Source organism: Gemmatimonas phototrophica, assembly GCF_000695095.2.
GTDB classification, from domain to species: Bacteria; Gemmatimonadota; Gemmatimonadetes; order Gemmatimonadales; family Gemmatimonadaceae; genus Gemmatimonas; species Gemmatimonas phototrophica.
The window spans coordinates 4,506,278-4,524,892 of record NZ_CP011454.1 but is presented as its reverse complement, the minus strand read 5'-3'; the positions used below and the strand labels follow the sequence as shown (position 1 = coordinate 4,524,892).

11 protein-coding genes are annotated in these 18,615 nt (G+C 63.9%); 9 read left to right on the top strand and 2 right to left on the bottom strand.

All coding sequences use genetic code 11. The features are described from left to right. The first annotated feature begins 36 nt into the window (after nt 1–36). Nucleotides 37–522, top strand: a complete 486-nt coding sequence (gene msrB / locus GEMMAAP_RS19040) for a peptide-methionine (R)-S-oxide reductase MsrB (RefSeq protein ID WP_026850992.1) — start codon at nt 37–39, stop codon at nt 520–522. After that, nucleotides 515–1,021: a peptide-methionine (S)-S-oxide reductase MsrA gene (msrA, locus tag GEMMAAP_RS19035; RefSeq protein WP_026850991.1), complete on the top strand. Its 507-nt coding sequence runs from the start codon at nt 515–517 to the stop codon at nt 1,019–1,021. Before msrB ends, msrA begins: the two co-directional genes overlap by 8 nt. 38 nt (nt 1,022–1,059) lie before the next feature. Here msrA and GEMMAAP_RS19030 read toward each other — a convergent pair whose 3' ends face one another. After that, entirely contained in the window at nt 1,060–1,275 is a 216-nt protein-coding gene (locus GEMMAAP_RS19030; protein ID WP_026850990.1) for a (4Fe-4S)-binding protein, read from the bottom strand. 193 nt (nt 1,276–1,468) lie between these two features. On the opposite strand from GEMMAAP_RS19030, the gene GEMMAAP_RS19025 reads away from it, so the two are divergent. The 3 genes from GEMMAAP_RS19025 to GEMMAAP_RS19015 all read left to right on the top strand — a co-directional run bounded on the left by GEMMAAP_RS19025 (nt 1,469) and on the right by GEMMAAP_RS19015 (nt 6,586). Then, nucleotides 1,469–4,885, top strand: a complete 3,417-nt coding sequence (locus GEMMAAP_RS19025; protein WP_053334611.1) for a WD40/YVTN/BNR-like repeat-containing protein — start codon at nt 1,469–1,471, stop codon at nt 4,883–4,885. A 336-nt stretch (nt 4,886–5,221) separates the two neighbouring features. Beyond that, nucleotides 5,222–5,803, top strand: a complete 582-nt coding sequence (locus GEMMAAP_RS19020; protein ID WP_158514935.1) for a hypothetical protein — start codon at nt 5,222–5,224, stop codon at nt 5,801–5,803. A gap of 285 nt (nt 5,804–6,088) precedes the next feature. Next, complete coding sequence (locus GEMMAAP_RS19015) at nt 6,089–6,586, top strand: GNAT family N-acetyltransferase (RefSeq protein WP_026850988.1); 498 nt, start codon at nt 6,089–6,091, stop codon at nt 6,584–6,586. A gap of 206 nt (nt 6,587–6,792) precedes the next feature. Here the strand turns inward: GEMMAAP_RS19015 and GEMMAAP_RS19010 are convergent, their stop codons facing one another. Then, entirely contained in the window at nt 6,793–9,885 is a 3,093-nt protein-coding gene (locus GEMMAAP_RS19010; RefSeq protein WP_026850987.1) for a DUF3427 domain-containing protein, read from the bottom strand. A 200-nt stretch (nt 9,886–10,085) separates the two neighbouring features. Between GEMMAAP_RS19010 and GEMMAAP_RS19005 the strand changes: the two genes are divergently transcribed. The 4 genes from GEMMAAP_RS19005 to GEMMAAP_RS18990 all read left to right on the top strand — a co-directional run bounded on the left by GEMMAAP_RS19005 (nt 10,086) and on the right by GEMMAAP_RS18990 (nt 18,551). Further along, nucleotides 10,086–10,292 carry a hypothetical protein gene (locus tag GEMMAAP_RS19005; protein ID WP_026850986.1) on the top strand — a complete coding sequence of 69 codons (207 nt, stop codon included), beginning with the start codon at nt 10,086–10,088 and terminating at the stop codon, nt 10,290–10,292. Nucleotides 10,293–10,417: 125 nt separating this feature from the next. Beyond that, a complete protein-coding gene (locus tag GEMMAAP_RS19000) occupies nt 10,418–11,530 on the top strand; it encodes an NAD(P)-dependent alcohol dehydrogenase (protein ID WP_202969167.1) in 1,113 nt (370 codons plus the stop codon). Nucleotides 11,531–11,726: 196 nt separating this feature from the next. Beyond that, the gene (locus GEMMAAP_RS18995) at nt 11,727–15,158 is read left to right on the top strand and encodes a S8 family serine peptidase (RefSeq protein WP_158514934.1); all 3,432 of its coding nucleotides are present in this window, start codon (nt 11,727–11,729) and stop codon (nt 15,156–15,158) included. Nucleotides 15,159–15,317: 159 nt separating this feature from the next. Then, the gene (locus GEMMAAP_RS18990; protein WP_053334609.1) at nt 15,318–18,551 is read left to right on the top strand and encodes a WD40/YVTN/BNR-like repeat-containing protein; all 3,234 of its coding nucleotides are present in this window, start codon (nt 15,318–15,320) and stop codon (nt 18,549–18,551) included. The last annotated feature ends 64 nt before the right edge of the window (nt 18,552–18,615 follow it).

Here is an 18,615-nt window from a genome sequence, read left to right as displayed (position 1 = left end):
CGGGAACCCCGCCCGGCGTTTGTGCCTAGTACTAGCATGAGCGATCCGATCATCTCCACCGACAAGAGCTACACCAAGCCCGCGGCCGACGAGCTGCGCAGTACGCTCACCCCTGAGCAGTTCGCCGTAACGCAGCAGTGCGGTACCGAACCACCGTTCCGGAACGCCTACTGGGACAACCATGAGCCCGGGCTGTACGTGGACGTGGTGAGCGGTGAGCCGCTCTTTGCCAGCGTGCACAAGTTCGAGTCGGGCACCGGCTGGCCCAGCTTTACACGGCCCATTGCGCCCAACATCACGGAAGTCGAAGACCGGTCGTACGGCATGCGGCGCGTGGAAGTGCGTTCCAAGCACGGCGACTCGCATCTGGGGCACCTCTTCCCGGACGGGCCGAGCGATGCGGGCGGCATGCGCTACTGCATCAATTCGGCGTCGCTGCGCTTTGTCCCGGTGGCCGAGCTGGAAGGGCAGGGGTACGCGGAGTTTCTACCGTTGTTTGCGGAGGGCGGGAAGCATGGCTGAGGCCAACACGCCCACGCGCGAGGTAGCGATTCTTGCCGGCGGCTGCTTCTGGGGTATGGAGGAGCTGCTGCGCGCCATCCCCGGGGTGCTCGATACCGACGTGGGGTACACCGGCGGCTGGCTGGAGCACCCGCGCTACGACGATACGCACGACAGCAAGAGCGGGCACGCGGAAAGTGTGCGCATTGAGTTCGACCCCACGGTGGTGAGCTTCGAGACGCTGCTGGAGCACCACTTTTTCCGCATGCACGACCCCACGACGCTCAACCGTCAGGGGAACGACATTGGCACGCAGTACCGCAGCGCCATTTTTTACACCACCGAGGCGCAGCGCGAGACCGCCGAGCTGGTGAAGGCGCGGGTGGCGACGGGCGGGTTGTGGAACCGGCCCATCACCACCGAAATCGTGCCGGAGGCGACGTGGTGGAGCGCCGAGGGGTACCATCAGGACTATCTGAAGAAGAATCCGGGCGGGTACACCTGTCATTGGATGCGCTGAGGCTGACCCTCAGCGCACGCGGCCTAAATGGATACGCCCTAGCGGATGCGTAACGCGCCGCTGGGGCAGCGGCCCACGGCCTCGCGGATCTCGTCGTCGCTGGCCTGGTCGGTTTGAATCCAGGGGCTGCGGCGCGGATTGAAGACGCGCGGATTGGCGCGCACGCAGTTGCCGCTGTGGGCGCACAGCCCCTGACGCCATTCCACGACCAGCTCCTGGCCGGGGTACTCACGAGTGATGCTGTCGTCGCTCATGCGGTCTCCTGAGAGGGTGGTTGTAGTATAGTGCGTGGCCAGTGGGTTTGTGCCGCCAGGCGGGTGTGTGCCTGAATGATGGAGGTGGGGAGGTGGAGAGGTAGGGAGTTTTGGTGGGCTGATCCTCGCCCAACGCTCTGCCGTGGCGCACGTTATGGGGGTGACGCTTTACGTCCCCCTCCGCCCACAGACTATGTCCCTCCCCCTGCGTACCCTGGCCAAGGGCTACCTGCTCTCGCTGGCGCTGCCGCTGGCCGTTAGCGCTCAGCGCGCCAAGAACGTCGCCAGCCAGCCCGGCCCCGTGGCCCCCATGGTGGCCACCGAATTCGACAAGCTGCACTTCCGCAGCATTGGCCCCGCCACCATGTCGGGGCGTATTGCCGACCTGGCGGTGTTCGAGAACAACCCCGCCATCTATTACGTAGGCACCGCGCACGGTGGCGTGTGGAAGACGGTGAACAACGGCACCACCTTCACGCCGTTGTTTCAAAATGAGGGGCTCATTGCCATTGGCGATGTGGCCGTGTCGCAGATCAACCCCGATGTGGTGTGGGTGGGCGCCGGCGAAAGCAACAACCGCCAGAGCACCTCGTGGGGCGGCGGGTTGTACAAGAGCACCGACGGCGGCAAAACGTTTGCGCTCGTTGGACTCCCCAACAGCAAGCACATCAACCGCATTGTGTTGCACCCCACCAACGAGAACATCGTGTGGGTGGCGGCTACGGGGCCGCTCTTTGGCCCGGGCGGTGATCGCGGCGTGTACAAGACCACCGACGGTGGCCTCACCTGGAAGCAGGTGCTCAAGGGCGACGACGATACCGGCGCCAACGATGTCGCCATCTCGGCCAGCAACCCCAGCGTACTCTTTGCCAGCATGTATCAGCGCCGTCGCACGGCCTGCTGCATGAACGGCGGTGGCCCCGGCAGCGCGCTGTTCAAGAGCACCGACGGTGGCGACACGTGGACCAAGGTGACGGGCACGGGTTTCCCCACCGGCTCGCTGGGACGCATTGCGGTGGATGTGTATCGCAACAGCGGCAACATTGTGTATGCCACGGTGGAAGCACCTACGGCGGCGCGTGGCGCGGCGCCGGTGCCGCCGGCGGAGATGGCCAACACCCCACAGCGTGGCGGGCAGAACGCCGGCGCGACGGGTGTGTATCGCAGCACCGATGGCGGCGCGACGTGGAGCAAGATGAGCAGCACCAATCCGCGCCCCATGTACTTCAGCAACCTGAAGGTGGACCCGGTGAACCCCGACCGTGTGTACATGGGCGGCGTGGGGTTGCACATGACCGTCGATGGCGGCCGCTCGTGGGAAACCGACGCCGCGCTGGTCATTCACGACGACATTCACGCCATCTGGGTGAACCCGAAGAACCCCGACCACGTGCTCATTGGTGGTGACGGTGGCATTGGCGTTTCGTACGATTTGAGTCGTACGTGGCAGTTCCTGCCCAACCTGCCGGTGGGGTTGTTCTACCATGTGAGCTACGACATGGAGTTCCCGTACAACGTGTGCGGCGGCATGCAGGACAACTACGACTGGTGTGGCCCCAGCGCGTCGCACATGAACCGCGGCATCTTCAACTACGACTGGTTCCAGATTCTTGGCGGCGACGGCTTCGTGGCCATTCCCGACCTGCGTGACTCGCGCATTGTGTACACCGAGTCGCAGGACGGCAACATCGTGCGGCGCAACAAGGTGACCGGTGAGTCGCGCCAGATTCGCCCCACGGCGCAGAACGTGACCAATGCGCAGCCGCGTGAGGCGTATCGCTTCCATTGGGACACGCCGCTCATGCTGAGCCCCAACGATCCCGGTGTGCTGCTGGCCGCGGCCAACAAGGTGTTCCGTTCGCGCGACCGTGGTGACAGCTGGGAAGCCATTTCCCCCGACCTCACGCAGAACGCCTCGCGCGATAGCATCGTGACCATGGGGCTCAAGGGGAGCGACATCACCATTGCCCGTCACGACGGCATTTCGCAGTGGCCGGCCATTGTGGCGTTGGGGGAAAGCCCCAAGCAGGCGGGCGTGTACTACACCGGCACCGACGACGGCACGGTGAGCGTGACGCGTGACGATGGCAAGACGTGGCAGAACATCACGAAGAACCTGCCCGGCTTTCCGGCGGGGTACGCGTTTGTAAGTGAAGTGGTGCCGAGCCGGTTTGAGGCGGGTACGGTGTACATCACGGTGGATAACCACCGGCAGAACGACTACGCGCCGTACGTGTGGATGTCGCGTGACTTTGGCGCGACGTTTGTGTCGCTGGTGAACGGGTTGCAGGGTGAAGTGATCAAGACGCTCACCGAAGACACCAGGAATGCCGACGTGCTGTATGTGGGTACGGAGACCGGCATTTTCGTGAGTGTGAATCGTGGGCAGCAGTGGAAACGGCTCAAGGCCAACTTCCCCACGGTGCGGGTGGACGAGCTCACCATTCATCCGCGCGACAACGCGCTCATTGTGGCCACGCACGGGCGCTCGCTGTGGATTCTCGATCATCTCGAGCCCATCCAGGAGTATGCGGCGGCGCTCAAGGCCGATGCGACGCTGTTCACGCCGGGGTTGAGCCTGCAGTGGAAGAACAAGGACGATCGCAACGACGAGTTCTGGGGGCACCAGTTCTTTACCGGTGAGAACCCGCCCACGGAGACCGTGCTGCAGCTGCACTTCAAGGCGCCGGTGAAGAACCCGGTGCTGCGCGTGTTTGACGGGGCCGGGGCGCTGGTGCGCGAGTTGGCGGTGCCGGCGGCAAAGAACGTGGCCGGCATGCAGACCGTGTGCTGGGACCAGCGTGTGGAGCCGGTGCGTGAAGTGAACGCCGCTGCGCCGGCCGGCGGGGCTGGTGGTGGTGTGCAGCCGCCGGCGCCGCGGCGCGCCATTCCTGGTTATCCCGAGCCGTTGCCCACGGTGGGGTATCTGCCGGAGAACCCGTGTGCGCCGGCTGGTGGCGCGGGTGGTGGTGGCGGGTTCCGCTTTGGTGGCGGTGGCAACGTGGGGCCGCAGGTACTGCCGGGTAGCTATGCCGTGGCGCTGGTGGTGGATGGCAAGGAAGTGGCGCGCAAGCCGCTCACCATTGTCATGGACCCCGCGGTAACGCTCACGACTGATCAGCGCGTGGCGTACAACGCCAAGGCGATGGAGCTGCACGCGGCGCAGAACGCGGGTGCTGCCGCAGCCGCGCCGTTGGCAGCTATGGTAGCCGGGGTGCGGACTGCGGCGGCCAAGATGGACAGCACGCCCACGTTGCCGGACAGCGTGAAGACGCAGTTCGCCGCGTTCCGTAAGGACTACGACGCACTGCGCGCCAAGTTTGGTGTGGGCGCCATTCCCGCTGCAGGTGGGTTTGGTGGCGGCGGTGGCTTTGGTGGTGGCGCCGCCGGTGCAGATACGAACGTGTTGGGGCGCGTGGGCACCGCCAAGAGCAACATGCTGGCCGTGTGGGAAACGCCGAGTGACGCGCTGGTGAAGCAGGCAGCCGCGGCGAAGACTGCGCTGGAAGCCGCGGTGACCGAGGCGGCGGCGTTCATGCCCAAGGCGCGGGCGATGAGCGCGCTGCTGGCGGCGAACGGCGTGACGCTGGTGGTGCCGCCGGGGAACTGAACGCGGCGGATTACCCGTGGGTTGTAGAACAGCGCGGCGCATTCACTCGATGGGAGTGGGTGCGCCGCGTTGGTTTGGTGGGGCGGGTTGTCGCAGGCGCTCGGATTACCGAGCGGCGGCTCGGCCTCGCCAGCGCGTCTCTCTGTACGATTTCCGTTTATCTTGCAGCGCTTGCAAGAGAACAGCTGGAACTTCGTGGCGATGCGTTGTGGCAAGTTCTTGTGAAACAGTTACTTGTGCGGTTAGCGGCGAAGAGGGATGATTCCGCTATCTTGCAGCGAATTGCCCATATAACGGCCGCCTTGCAAGAGTTTCCTGCATGCTAGCGGGCGTTATGTGGCTTCATCTAAAGCCTCGATGACTCGAACATTTCTGGCATTGTTGTTCGTCGGCGCATCACACCTCGGCAGCGCGAGTCAGGTCCACGCGCAGACCGCCAGCGTGCTCGCTGTTGATGACACCCTGCCAGCGTGGGACTGGCAGCCTTCGCGTTCTCTGCTCACGGCGCCGCTTGGGTTTTGCGGTCCGACGATTAAGCCGCCCGGTGCACTGGTTGAAGCGCATTTGTTAGCCTGGCGCGTCCTTGCACTATCGCCTGCCGGCGGCCGGAGCTATCTCGTGCTTTGGTGGGGACGCTATGTCGGCCCCGACTCGTCCACAAAATGGGTCCTCGCGCATGGGTATCACCACGATCCACCATTCTACGACTATGATCGCGCGCATCCGTGGTCGCTCGGTTACGTCTGCGACATTCCCGGCCGGCCGTATGTTCTGTTCGACCGACCGCCGCGAGGTGCCGACGCGCAGGCGCTTGGAGTATCCGTGCTTCAGGGCAGTCGCGTGGTGACGACCGTCGAAGTTGCCATTCGTCGCAAGACGTGGCGCGCGCTGTTGCTCGACGAGCCGCCCGGCCAGTGACCGGGTCGTCGCGGGGCGCCACATAACGAGCGTTGCTGCAGACAAAGGCAAGGCGGTACGCTGTGTAACTGCGCAGGGCTCCGCCCTGCTTCGTTCACAGCTAATTTATGAGAGCCTTTAAAGCAGAACGCGGCGTTATGCCGATCAGACGGTCCAATCAATGAAGCGCGAGTTAAGGATAAGGGCTCATTGGTGAGGAGGAACGATTCTTGGCCTGTATGGCTACGTGTACCAACAGGTTCCAAGTTGTGAGTACCTCGCCCATCAAGCTTGAGAGAGTATCGCATGATTCGTTCTGTCCGTCCCTCGGATACACCGACGCTGCTTTCTGTCGCGTGCGCGACAGGCCTTTTTGAACCTGCTGATGCAAGTGCACTTCTAGGGGGAGTACTCGACGCGCTTCACGCTGACGAACTCGGGCCAGGGCATGCCGCGCAGTTTTGGGCGCCCAACGACGAAAGCGCACCCGCTGGGTGGGTCTACTACGCCCCGGATGCACACGCCGATGGCGTGTGGAATCTGTGGTGGATTGGTGTCCGTCCAGAGGATCACGGTCGCGGCGGGGGCGATTCACTTCTCGATGCCGTGGAAGCGACCGTCATGGCCGAAGCTGGTCGAGTCTTAGTAATTGAGACGAGCGCGCTCCCCCCTCTTGCCCGCGCGCGAGCGTTCTACGCCAAGAGAGGCTACGTCGAGTGTGGCCGTGTGCCGGACTTTTACAGCGTCGGCGACGACAAGATCATCTTCGCAAAACGAATGGGGCCGCCCACTCCGATCGACTAAAGACTCGAGATCTCTGCGTAAGATCACCGCGTTGGCGCTCTAAACTATCGCGATGCGACATTCTTCGTGCTCAGTATGCCAGCATAACGATACTTGCTGCAGTCGGGCGGCTTGGTAGCTCGCTGCGCTCGCATTTATCTGATCGCCCGCTAAAGAAGCCCGCGTAAATGGAACGAGTCATCTGACCACAAACGGCAATGGTCCCGCTATGCCACCGCCGCCGCGAACGCCTGAAACAAGTCTCCAGGCAACGAGTGCTGCAGACGCCAGGTAATCCCCATCGGCGCCTCGCCGGCGTGAGACACATAGGACGCCGGGCCGAGAAACGTGAATGCGCGTTCTTCGGAGTTGAGCCGCGCGAACAACCATACGTGGCTGCCACGCTCCACATGCTGCTGATACCGAAGGCCCGTGGGGCTTGCAGCGCGCGTGGTAGACTGGCTCTCCCAGTGAATGAGCTCGCGGCTGATCGCGTAGTCGCGGTAGCGCGTCGTGGGGGAGAACTGTCCGGCGGTTTTGTCGAGGGTGAAGGCAAACAGGTCAGCCGGCAGGTGATCCGCATAACGAACGCCTTCCCGCCAGGTGCTGCCCTTCACGTCGGTGCTCTCGCCGCTGGCCACTAGAATCTCCCGGCGGGTATATCGGGCGTGAACCCGCAGCGGCACCTCGGTAAAGACATCCAGTGGCACCGACAGGTGAGCTACGCGCTGCGCCAGTACATCGCATAGCTCTCCGATCTCAGCGCAAACGGCTGGGTGATCGCGCAACAGCTGAGCGCCGGCGGCGAACGACATCGCATCATCCGCTACGCTTTCCAGTACCTGCGCGAGCAGCATACGTACCAGACAGGCAGCACGTGTGGCGGCCTCCACATCGCCCGAATCGGGGGCACTCAGCCAGCGACGCCATGCATCGAGTCGTTCGTGATCGTCCACGTGCAGTAGTCGACCCATAGCTCTGCGCAACGCATTTTCCTGCGGCCCCGGCTCACCAATGGGCAGTCCAGCAGCCACGCGGAGCCCGGTCCATGAGTCACTCGGGCTGGCGTAGAACTCCTCGAGTTCGAGGCCCATCTCCTCGAGAAACTCACCCAGCGTAATGTCCGGACGCTGCGCGGCCAGCGCTGCCAGCTCACGCGCCCGCTCGGCGCGACGTGTCGGCATGCTCTGACTGATACTTGCCAGTATACGCTCTTTCGCCACGGGCTCGAGCTGCATCTGGCACCCGGCTGGAAGAAACGGAAAGCCAAGCTCAACCTGCTGCTTGATGTGCTTACGGCTCCCGCCGAGCAGTGCTCCCAGTCGATGGTCGAAGCGAAACTCACGGCGGTGCTGACCCACGAAGTCGAGCACCGTACACAGCGACTTGCCTATCGCCTTGCGCAGCCCGCGCCCCAGCTGCTGTACGAACAGCACCGGACTGTCGGTGGGTCGCAGCATGAGCAGCGTATCAACGGTTGGTACGTCCACGCCTTCGTTGAACAGGTCCACCGAGAACACCACGTTCACGGTGCCGTTGGCAAGCGCCCGCAGCGCCTCCTCTCGCTCGGCCGCCGGTGTAGTACCGTCAACGGCGCGTGCCGACACGCCGTGCTCGGCGAAAATCCGCGCCATGTAGTGCGCGTGCTGCACGCTCACACAGAATCCCAGCGCCCGGACCTTGTTGAGCGGGCCGAGGTACTCCGCACACTGCTTAAGCACCTGCCGCGCCCACACGTCGGTGCTGGTAATCACGTCAGTCAGTGCCGTCGTGTCGTATCCTCGACCGCGCGTCCACGGAATGTCGGTGAGATTAAGTGAGTCGGTGACTCCGAAGTACGAAAACGGCACCAGTCGGTGCTGATCAATGGCATCCCATAGCCGTAGCTCAGCGGATATTCGATTGTCGAACCAGTGCAGAATGGACAGCCCGTCGCTTCGCTCAGGAGTGGCCGTAAGCCCTAGTAACTGCTGCGGTTGAATTCGCGCCAGCACACGCTCGTAACTCGACGCCGCGGCGTGGTGGAACTCGTCCACAATTACCACATCAAAGTGCGCTGGGTCCAGCTGCTCAAGACTGTTCGTATTCAGCGACTGGATAGACGCGAACACATGCTCCCACCGACTGGGACGTTCGCCGCTCACCCACCGCTCGCCGAACGATGGATCCCGTAGAGCATGAGCGAACGTGGCCTGCGCTTGCGACAGAATCTCGTCGCGGTGGGCGATGAACAGCAGGCGCGCTCGAGGCAGGCGGGCTCGGAGACGCGCGAAGTCCACAGCCGCCATCACGGTCTTGCCCGTACCAGTAGCCGAAACGAGCAAGTTGCGGTGGCGGCCTTCCTCACGAGCGAGGGCGATCTGCTCTAGCAGACGCTCCTGGAAGGGTTCGAGTCGGATCTCTGTGGGCGGGAGGTGCAGCGTGAGAGCAGGGCGCTCGTGGTTCGTCGCACTATCGAACCGCGCCCGGTCGTACGGCTCAAAGTCTGGCTGCTGCCAGTAGCTCTCGAACACCGCCGACAGTTTCTCAATCACCCCACGGTTTCGGGCCCCGGAGACCCGCACGTTCCATTCGAGCCCGCTCACCTGCGCGCTGTGCGTGAGGTTGGACGACCCCACATACGCCGTGGAGAAGCCGCTCTCCCGGTGAAACAGCCACGCCTTGGCGTGCAAACGGGTGCCGGTGGTGTCGTACGACACGCGCACATCCGCCCCAAGGTCCTGCAGCATCTCGAGCGCATCGGCCTCTGTGGAACCGGTATAGACCGTGGTCAGCACGCGTAGACCCCGTCCCGCCTCGACGTGCCGTTTGAGCACCTCGCGCAGCGGCCGCACCCCCGTACGGCGAATGAACGCCATCACGAGGTCAATGCGATCGGCGGACGCCACTTCGGCGAGCAACTGATGCCCCACATTCGGCTCACCCGGAGCATTGGTGAGCAACGTGGTATCAAGCAGTGGGATGAGTGGCTGCGGGATCTGCTCGGGACGCCCATCAGGCAGCGCGGCGTTGATTGCGCGCAGCGACTCGGGCGGAGTGAGAGGCTCTTCGCCGGCGAACTCGACCAGTGCACCTTCTCGTGACAGCTCCGCAATGAGGCGGCGCGTAAGATCGGCGCCGAGGGCGGCCCGCTCTTTCTCGGGGAGCGTATCGATGGCGCGCTCTACGACCCGCGACAGGTGGAGGGCTAGCCGATCGGCCGCGTCGGCGTCGCGTAGAGCGGTACGGTCTGCACTCAGATGGGACTCGAGTGTCTCAAGGTCGCGCTCCAACAGACGTGTGACGAGTCGCTCGTGGAGTCCGCGGGTAAGTCGGGTCATTAGCGTACGGAAAAATGGGCGCAGGATTCAAGCAATCGGAAAACTTTCCTCCCGGGCATGGTACGACGCTAGGCGGGGTTCGTCCAGGGTTCTGCCGCACTGACCGTGCGCACTTCGGTTGCAAACGTGCGAAGCGGATTTCGAAGTCGTCGCGGGAGGTGCGCCTGAAATGTCAGACCCCTCTTCGACCATTACCAACCATGACCGACCGAGAACTCTTCATCGTCGAAGTCGACAGCTTCGAAGGCCAAGAGGCCACCATCAGCGTGTCCGATGCCGACGGGGCTCCGCTGCGCGCGGTGTACTGCATTGCCCGCCGCGACGAGGCGACTGGTGTGCTGCAGTTCTTCGACTACGGCTACACAAGCATCCGCGAAGCCCGAGAGGCGTGGCCGCAGGCGCGTTAACCGACTCGCGGTAAATGCCCGCCAAACCTCGCCCCTGAAACCCCCACCCCCGCCCGTCCGTACCCCCACGGCATACGTGTGCGCGCGCTAACGCGTAGGCACTGTCTGACAGCCGGGAGCGTACCGTGGGACGCAAAACGAAGTGGGTTGGAATACTGGTGGTGCTCGTGAGCGCCGCTGGCGCCGGCGGGGCGCTGGCACTCAGCCACGAGTCGCCGTGCTCAGACGCTGCGGCCACGCCCGCGGCGAACGACACCACCGCTGCACAGGTGTACAGCTACAGCTGCTACGGTGGCCCTGAGGTGATGCGCCTCAAGACTATCGCCACGCCCACGCCGGGTGATACCGAAGTGCTCGTACGCGTGCATGCGGCGTCGGTGAATCCGCTCGACTGGCACTTCCTGCGCGGCAAACCCTACATCATGCGCATACTCTCAGGCATGGGCGCGCCCACCGAAGAGCGTATTGGCGCCGACTTCGCCGGCACGGTGCAGACAGTGGGCGCGCGCGTGACTGAGTTCAAGGTTGGCGACAGGGTATTCGGGTCGCGCACCGGCGCCTTTGGTACGCACGTCGTGGTCCCTGAGCACGGCGCCATGACTCGCATGCCACACAGCGCCTCGTTCGAGCAGGCCGCAGCCATTGGCGTGGCGGCCACCACGGCGCTGCAGGCGGTTCGCGATCAGGCACTGGTGCGCAAAGGTCAACGCGTACTCATCAACGGTGCGTCGGGCGGCGTGGGCACCTTTGCCGTGCAAATCGCCAAGATCTACGGCGCCCACGTCACGGGCGTGGCGAGCACCCGCAACGTAGACATGGTGCAGGGTATCGGTGCCGACCGCGTGATTGACTACACGAAAGACGACTTCACCAAAGGCGCCGAGCGATACGATGCCATTATCGATATGGTGGGCAACCATGAGCTGCGCGCACTCGATGCGGTGCTCGCGCCCGGTGGGCGCATGATCATCGTGGGTGGCCCCAATGACAACGCGTACCTTGGGCCGCTCACCCGCTCGGCCGCGGCCATCCTGGCGGCACCGGTGCTCAAAGCCACCTTCATTACGTTCACCGCCAACGAGAACCAGGCCGACTTGGTCATGCTGCGCGACTGGATGCAGCGCGGCACACTGCGGTCGGTTATTGATCGTGAGTATGCGTTCGCCGAGCTACCGGCGGCGGTGACGTATCAGGAGGCGGGGCGATCACGCGGCAAAGTCATTGTGAAGATGCCGTAATCCATCAGCGCTGACGCGACGCGCAAAAGCTCGCAGCGAACACGCCGCCCTGCGTACAACGTGTGGGCTGCACGCAACAGAATGGGCGCGGTTTTGGTGAAGGTGAGAATCTCCGGCGAGGCGGTGCGTAACCACGCACGTAGGCATTTCACACCTCTTGCCGCCTCCTCTCATGAAACCGCTATCACGTTTGCGCTTGCTCGCACTCCTGACACTCGTCACGGGTGCCTGCTCTGATGTACCGACTGGCACCGCCGGTCCCGACCCCGACGCACGCACTTCCGCTACGTCGACCAGCACGGCCACGATCACCGGCTTTGGCTTCCTGCCGCCGACGGTCAAGAATCCGGCGCCGGTGCCTGGCACCTTCGATGCCACGCGAAAGCCCACGGTGCGCGTGGTGTGCACCGCGCCGAGCGGGCCGTCGTGTCCAACGGTGGCCACGTTCGCCATGGGACCCGGCTCGGACGGCATTCGCGTGGACGCCGCCGACGAGAGCTATGCGGTGCTCTGGCGCGTGCCGTCGTCACTGGCGATTGGTGGTGGCACGTATCGCCTCGAGGTGCTCGATGGTGCACAGATCATCGGCCGCGCCGATCTCTTGGTGGCACGCACCACGCAGGATGCGAATCGGATTACTGCGCCCGGTGTGGCGGTCGTGGCTGGCAAGCCGATCCTGATCAAGTTCCGGATCACGAGCATGGCAGGGGGCGCGCTGTCCGGTCCTTCCGACGCACCGGCGGCCGATGTGGTGCCGGACAGCCAGTCAGCCGTTCGACGTGAGGACTTCGCGCAGGGCCATCCAATCCTCGTTGGTATCGACGTGTCTTTCAACACGGTCATGCTGCGGCTCGCACCAACGGCTACGGTGGGCGAGACCAATGCGATGCTGGCTCAGGTTGGTGCCTCCCTGATTGGCGGAGCACGCGGTGTTGCTGAGCGCGCGCCGGCCCTGCTGGTGCTGCGGTTCCCGACAACGACCCACGCCGCACTGGCCGAGCGCATCGCGCAACTGCGCGGGTACGCGATTGTCCTCGGCGTGAGTCCGGATGTGCTCCAGCAAACGGAGGCGCTCCCGAGAAGCGGGGAACTTCCCATCCCGGAAGACTGGACCTGGGAGCTACCGAGTACCGGTCCCGGCGGTGGTAACTGGGGGCTCGAGGTCGCGCGTGTGCCGCAAATGTGGCATTTCAACGGTATCGTGTCGCGCGAAGGCGTTTCGACACGCACTGGCGTCTGGGAAATTGATACCGGACCGGGTCATAATGACCTTCCAACTGCCGAATGGCTACCGTCCACCTACGGCGACTACGACGACCACCCAACTGCCGTCGCCTCAATCCTTGGGGCGACCCACAACAATGGCGGAATGGACGGCGTCTCCCCGTTCGTCCAGCTCGTTACTGGTACACACGGCCTTAGTGATGCGAGTGATGCGATGCCGCTCAGTCTCACCGCCACGGTACTTGATACATGGGTGAACTCAGGTCTCCGCGTCGTGAACACCAGCTGGGGGCTGGACTACCTGAAAGGGAAACCAGCGTCTACCGCGCCGGAGATTACGGCCATTGCCGACGAGCATGGACGTGTGATCTCCGATGTACTCTTTGCGCTGGAGTTGCTGGGCCGTCGCTTGCCAATCTTCGTGGCAAGCGCCGGGAACTATAGCAAAGATGGTGTATTGAATCCCTCACAGTATGCCGGGGCAATGAAGAACGCCTCGCTCGTCCATGGCGTCGCGGCAATCCTCACGATCGAAGCGCTCGCGCAGCAACCTGGTGGAGCGATAGTCCGTTCGAGCTTTTCGTCCGTTGGTGGAGCGCTGTCGGCCCCCGGGGCAGGCGTACTCGTGGCCACGTACTCCAACGGATATGCCTTCGCGTCCGGCACATCGTTCGCCGCACCATTCGTAACGGGTATTGTGAGCTATCTCTACTCCCTCTATCCGGCCCTGCCGGCCCCCACCACTTCCTCGAATCCCGTTCGAGAACTGCTGCAGGCCAACAGCGTCGCCGTCGCCCTCGGCACGGCGCCACGCGTTGATGCCTTCGCCACAGCGCTCGACGCCGATCGTGTCATGGGTGGTACCCGCGCGCTGCGTGGGCTGCTCGACATCGATGACGGAACTCAAGACGGCAATACGCGTGTGAACCTCGCCAACGGTGCGGAAGATCTGGGTGGTGTCATGGGCGGCAATGGCCGCATTGACATGCAGGACTTCCGGCGGTGGCGCGATTGGCTCCTGCAGGCCGAGAATCCGGCGGGGCTGTCGCTGGATGGGCGCGCCGATCATCCCAAGCGCGATCTCAATGGGGATGGTCTCGTGAAGACGCCCGCAGAGGAAAATGTCTTCGCCCGCGGCGATTTCAACGGCGACGGCATCATCTCGCCGAATGACCGCGCCGTGATGCCGGCCTCGCTCGCGCGCGCCAACCTCACCGATCTCGAGGTGATGCAGCGTCTGTTCGACGACCCACTCTACACCTCGCAGGAACTCCCCGCGTTGGTGCGCTCGGCCGATCTTCATATCGCCACCGATCTTTGTACGCTCGGTGTCGGCGAGCGATTGCGGATCCGCGTCGTGCAGACCGCCGGGGCCTACACCAAGGAAGTGATCGCCCCGGCAGGCGATGCGCGTGTCGTGCTCACTGTGCCGGTTACAGATCGTTCGGAGTACGTCGTTGAGCTCGCAAAAATCGCGCAGGACGGCACGGTTCTCGACGCGAAAGACTCCAAGGTGGAGCTCGCCATCGGCAGCGACCGCCTCGTCCGAACCGACTGCGTATCTTTCCGCATCACGACGGAGCTGCTGCCACGCGGGAAGATCGGCGTGCCGTACTCCGCGCAGATGGCAGCCATCAACAACACCGGCCCGATCACCTGGAGCAACCCCAATGCAACGTTGCCGGCCGGGCTCACGATCAATGCGCGGACCGGGTTGATCAGTGGTACGCCCACCGACGCCACATCACGCTCAGTCAGCATCATGGCCGAGAGCGAGGGGGAGAGCACGTTCCGCAGCTACGGCATCAGGATCGATCCGGCCCTCACCATCATCTCGTCGGGGCTTCCTGCCACCGACTCGGGCGCCGTGTATTACGAGCGGCTGCGGGTGATCGGCGCGAGTGCTGCACCGACGTGGAGTATCGTGTCCGGGGCGTTGCCGAACGGCATATCGCTCAGCAGCATCGGGGAGCTCACCGGCAAGTCGACGCAGATCGGCACGTTCACCTTTACGGTTCAAGCGAGCGCCGGAGGGGAAGTCGCGACGAGGGTGCTCTCGATCATCGTCCGTCCACCGACCTTCACCGTGACCGTGCAAATCCGGATGGTGAATTTCTTCTCGGGTACCGTCGCCAAAGTCACCTCCGACCCGCTGGGATTAACTCGCTTGGACACCGGCGGTGTCTGTGAGTATTCCTCCTCCAGAGACTTTGGCCTGTTGGTGTTGTGCCGAGTGAGCCAGCGGCGCGGGTCGACGGCCGTATTCAAGTTGGAAACGTTGTCGATATTCCGCTGGTTCGACGCCACCGGTCGCTGCTCGACTGGAACTACGTGCAACGTGCTGTTCGACGACCCGGACCCGCTGGTCAAGTCACGCAACCTCTCCCTCGACCTGAACCTCTGATCGGTCGCTGAGATTTTGACGACGTGGGCGACTCACGCGGGGTCGCCCACGCCCGGGGTGCGGGCAATCTCGCTGGGCCAAAACCTTGCGAACCGCGCGAATTGGGGATAACCCGGAGGGACAAAACGCGTCCCCCTCCTTCCACCCCGACGTGCCGTGATGCCCCTCTCCCCCTCCCGCACTGCGCTTTCGCTGCTGGTCGCGTCTGCCGCCTTGGCCGCGCCCGCCTCCGGTCAGCGTGCCGCCACCCCCGCCCGCCAGGTGGCGGCTACCAACAGCGCCGCCGCTACTACGCCCGCGCCCAGCGCCGAGGCGGTGGCGCTCAAGGCCCTGCGCTGGCGATCGCTGGGGCCGGTGAATCAGGTGGGGCGCATCTCGGCGATCGCCGGCATCCCCGGCGATCCGTACACGTACTTCGTGGGCGGCGCCAACGGCGGCGTGATTCGCACCACGAATGGCGGCGTCACCTTCGAACCCATCTTTGATGGGCAGACCGCCATTTCGATTGGCGCGATTGCCGTGGCCCCGAGCGACCGCAACGTGGTGTACGTGGGTACAGGCGAGGGGAATCCGCGCAACAACGCGTCGGTGGGCGACGGCATGTACAAGTCCGTGGATGGCGGCGATCACTGGACGCACATTGGGCTCCCCAAGTCGGACAAGATTGCGCGCATCATTGTGGACGGAAAGAACGCCGACATTGTGTACGCCTGCGCGATTGGCCGCGAATGGGGGCCCAACGAGGAGCGCGGTGTCTTCAAGACCACCGACGGCGGCACCACGTGGAAGAAGGTGCTGTATGTGGATGCGCAGACCGGCTGCTCCGACATCTCCACCGATGCGAACAACAGCAACATCATCTACGCCGGCATGTACACGTATCTGCGCAAGGCGTGGAACCTGAACAGCGGCGGCGGCAACACGGCGGTGTACAAGTCGGTGAACGGTGGCGCCACCTGGGAGCGTCTCTCGGGGAAGGATCGCACGTTGGGGCTCCCCAAGACGGCGATGGACCGTATTGGCATTGCCGTAAGCCCCAGTGAGCCGAACGTGGTGTATGTGCTCACCGAAACGCGCGAAGAAGGGGAGCTGTGGCGCACCGACGATGCCGGCAAGTCGTGGCGCATGATCAACAACGACCGCAACATCAACTTCCGGCCGTTCTACTACGCGGACATTCGCGTGGACCCCAAGAACTCCAACCGCGTGTGGACGTTGTCGGGCGGGCTGTACTTCTCCGATGATGGCGGCCGCAACTTCACCACCATTGGTCGTGGTGTGCACGGCGATCACCAGGCCATGTGGATTGACCCGGTTGACCCGCGGCGCATTCTCGAAGGCTCCGATGGCGGCTGGCAGGTGAGCTACGACGGCGGCAAGAACTTCGAGGTGATCAAGAGCTTTCCGTTCACGCAGTTCTATCACATTCACTACGACAATCAGGAACCGTATTTCATTTGCGGCGGCCTGCAGGACAACGGCACGTGGTGCGGCCCCTCCAACTCGCTCAGCCCGGCCGGCGTGATGATGCGCGACTGGTACAACGTGAGCGGCGGCGACGGATTCTCGGGAGTGCCCGATCTCGAACGGCCGTGGATCATCTACTCCGATGCACAGGGCGGCATGATCTATGTGACCGACCGTCGCACGGGGTCGCAGAAGATGATCTACCCGTATCCCAACCGCATTGGGTCGGTGGGTGACGCGATGCTGGGGCACAAGTATCGCTTCAACTGGAACTCCCCCATTGAGCTTTCGCCGCAGAACCCGGGCACGGTGTACTTCGGTGGCAATGTGCTCTTTCGGAGCCGCAACCGCGGGCAGTCGTGGGAAGTGATTTCGCCCGACCTCACCACCAACGATCCGAGCAAGCAGCAGAACAGCGGCGGCGAGATTGTGGTGGACAATACGGCCGCCGAGTTCCATACGACGTTGCTGAGCATTGCCCCATCGCGGCTGGACGAGAATGTGATTTGGGTGAGCACCGACGACGGCAACGTGCAGGTCACGCGCGACGGTGGAAAGAATTGGAGCAATGTGTTCAAGAACGTGCCGGGGCTGGCACCGTTCGCGTGGCTCCCCACCATTGAGGCGTCACACGCCAACCTGGGCACCGCGTACGTGGTGGCCGATCATCACCAGGACGACGACTACGCCCCGTACGCGTACATGACCACCGATTACGGCAAAACGTGGACGAGCATTCGTGGCGACTTGCCGGCGAACGCGGGATGGGCACACGTGATTCGCGAGGACCCCAAGAACCCCAACCTGCTCTACCTGGGCACGGAGATGGGGCTGTGGGCGTCGTGGGACAAGGGCGCGCACTGGGTGAGCCTGCGCAACGAACTGCCGGTGGTGCAGGTGCGTGACATCAAGGTGCACCTGCGCGACAACGATCTCATTGTGGCCACGCATGGTCGCGGAGTGTACATCCTCGACGATCTTGCGCCGCTGCAGCAGCTCGGCGCCGCCATGCGCACCGACGCGACGCTCTTTGATATCCGGTTAGCCACCAACTGGGTCACGTGGAGCAAGGACGGCGATCTTGGTCAGCAGATCTGGGCTGGGGATAATCCGCCGGAGGGGGCGCTCATTTCGTACTATCTCAAAGCGGCGGCGGCGACCGCGCCGGCCATTGAGATTGCCGACGCGAGCGGGAAGGTGGTGCGCCGACTGGCGCGACCGTCCAACGTGGCCGGTGTGAACCGTGTGGCGTGGGATCTGCGCGGTGAGGGAGCAGGGGGTCCGCCCGCTGGCGGTGGTGGGCGTCGTGGCGGCGGCGGTGGGGCGCCGGCCGTGTTGCCGGGTGTGTATACCGTGACGCTTCGCGTGAACGGCACTACGCACACCAAGACCGTACAGGTGCGCAACGATCCGCGGTCGGAGATGACGAGTGCGCAGCTGGTGGCGCAGGCGGAGGCGGCACAGCGCATGGGCACGGTGAGCGCCGAGGTGAATCAGACGATCGAGGCGATTGATAACATTGCCCGGCAGCTGACGAACCTGCAGGGGCAGCTGCGGGCGGCGCCGGCGTTGCCCGGTGGCGAAGGGGCCGCGGCGTACGCTCCGGTGCTGACCGAAATCACGGGGACGATTGGCGATCTCAAGCATTTCCGCGACAGCGTGATGGCGCGCCCGATGGCGGGGCTCGGGTATCGCCAGTATCCGCGGTTGCGGGAAGAAGTGCAGTCGGTGTCGCGCATGATCACGCAGCCGTTCGGCCCACCGAGTGAGGGGGAACTGCTGCGCAGCACGGAACTGCGTGACGAGTCGGTGGTAGCGCAGCGTCGATTGGAGAACATCGTGCGCACGCGGGTGGCGAAGATCAACCAGCTGCTGGCGGGGACACCGCACGTGATTACCCTGCCGCCAAGGGCGATCGTGCCGTAGCGCCGGGGGCGGTCCGACTTCTCGGTGGGCATACTGCCCGCATTTTGTTGATGGGCCCTGCAAC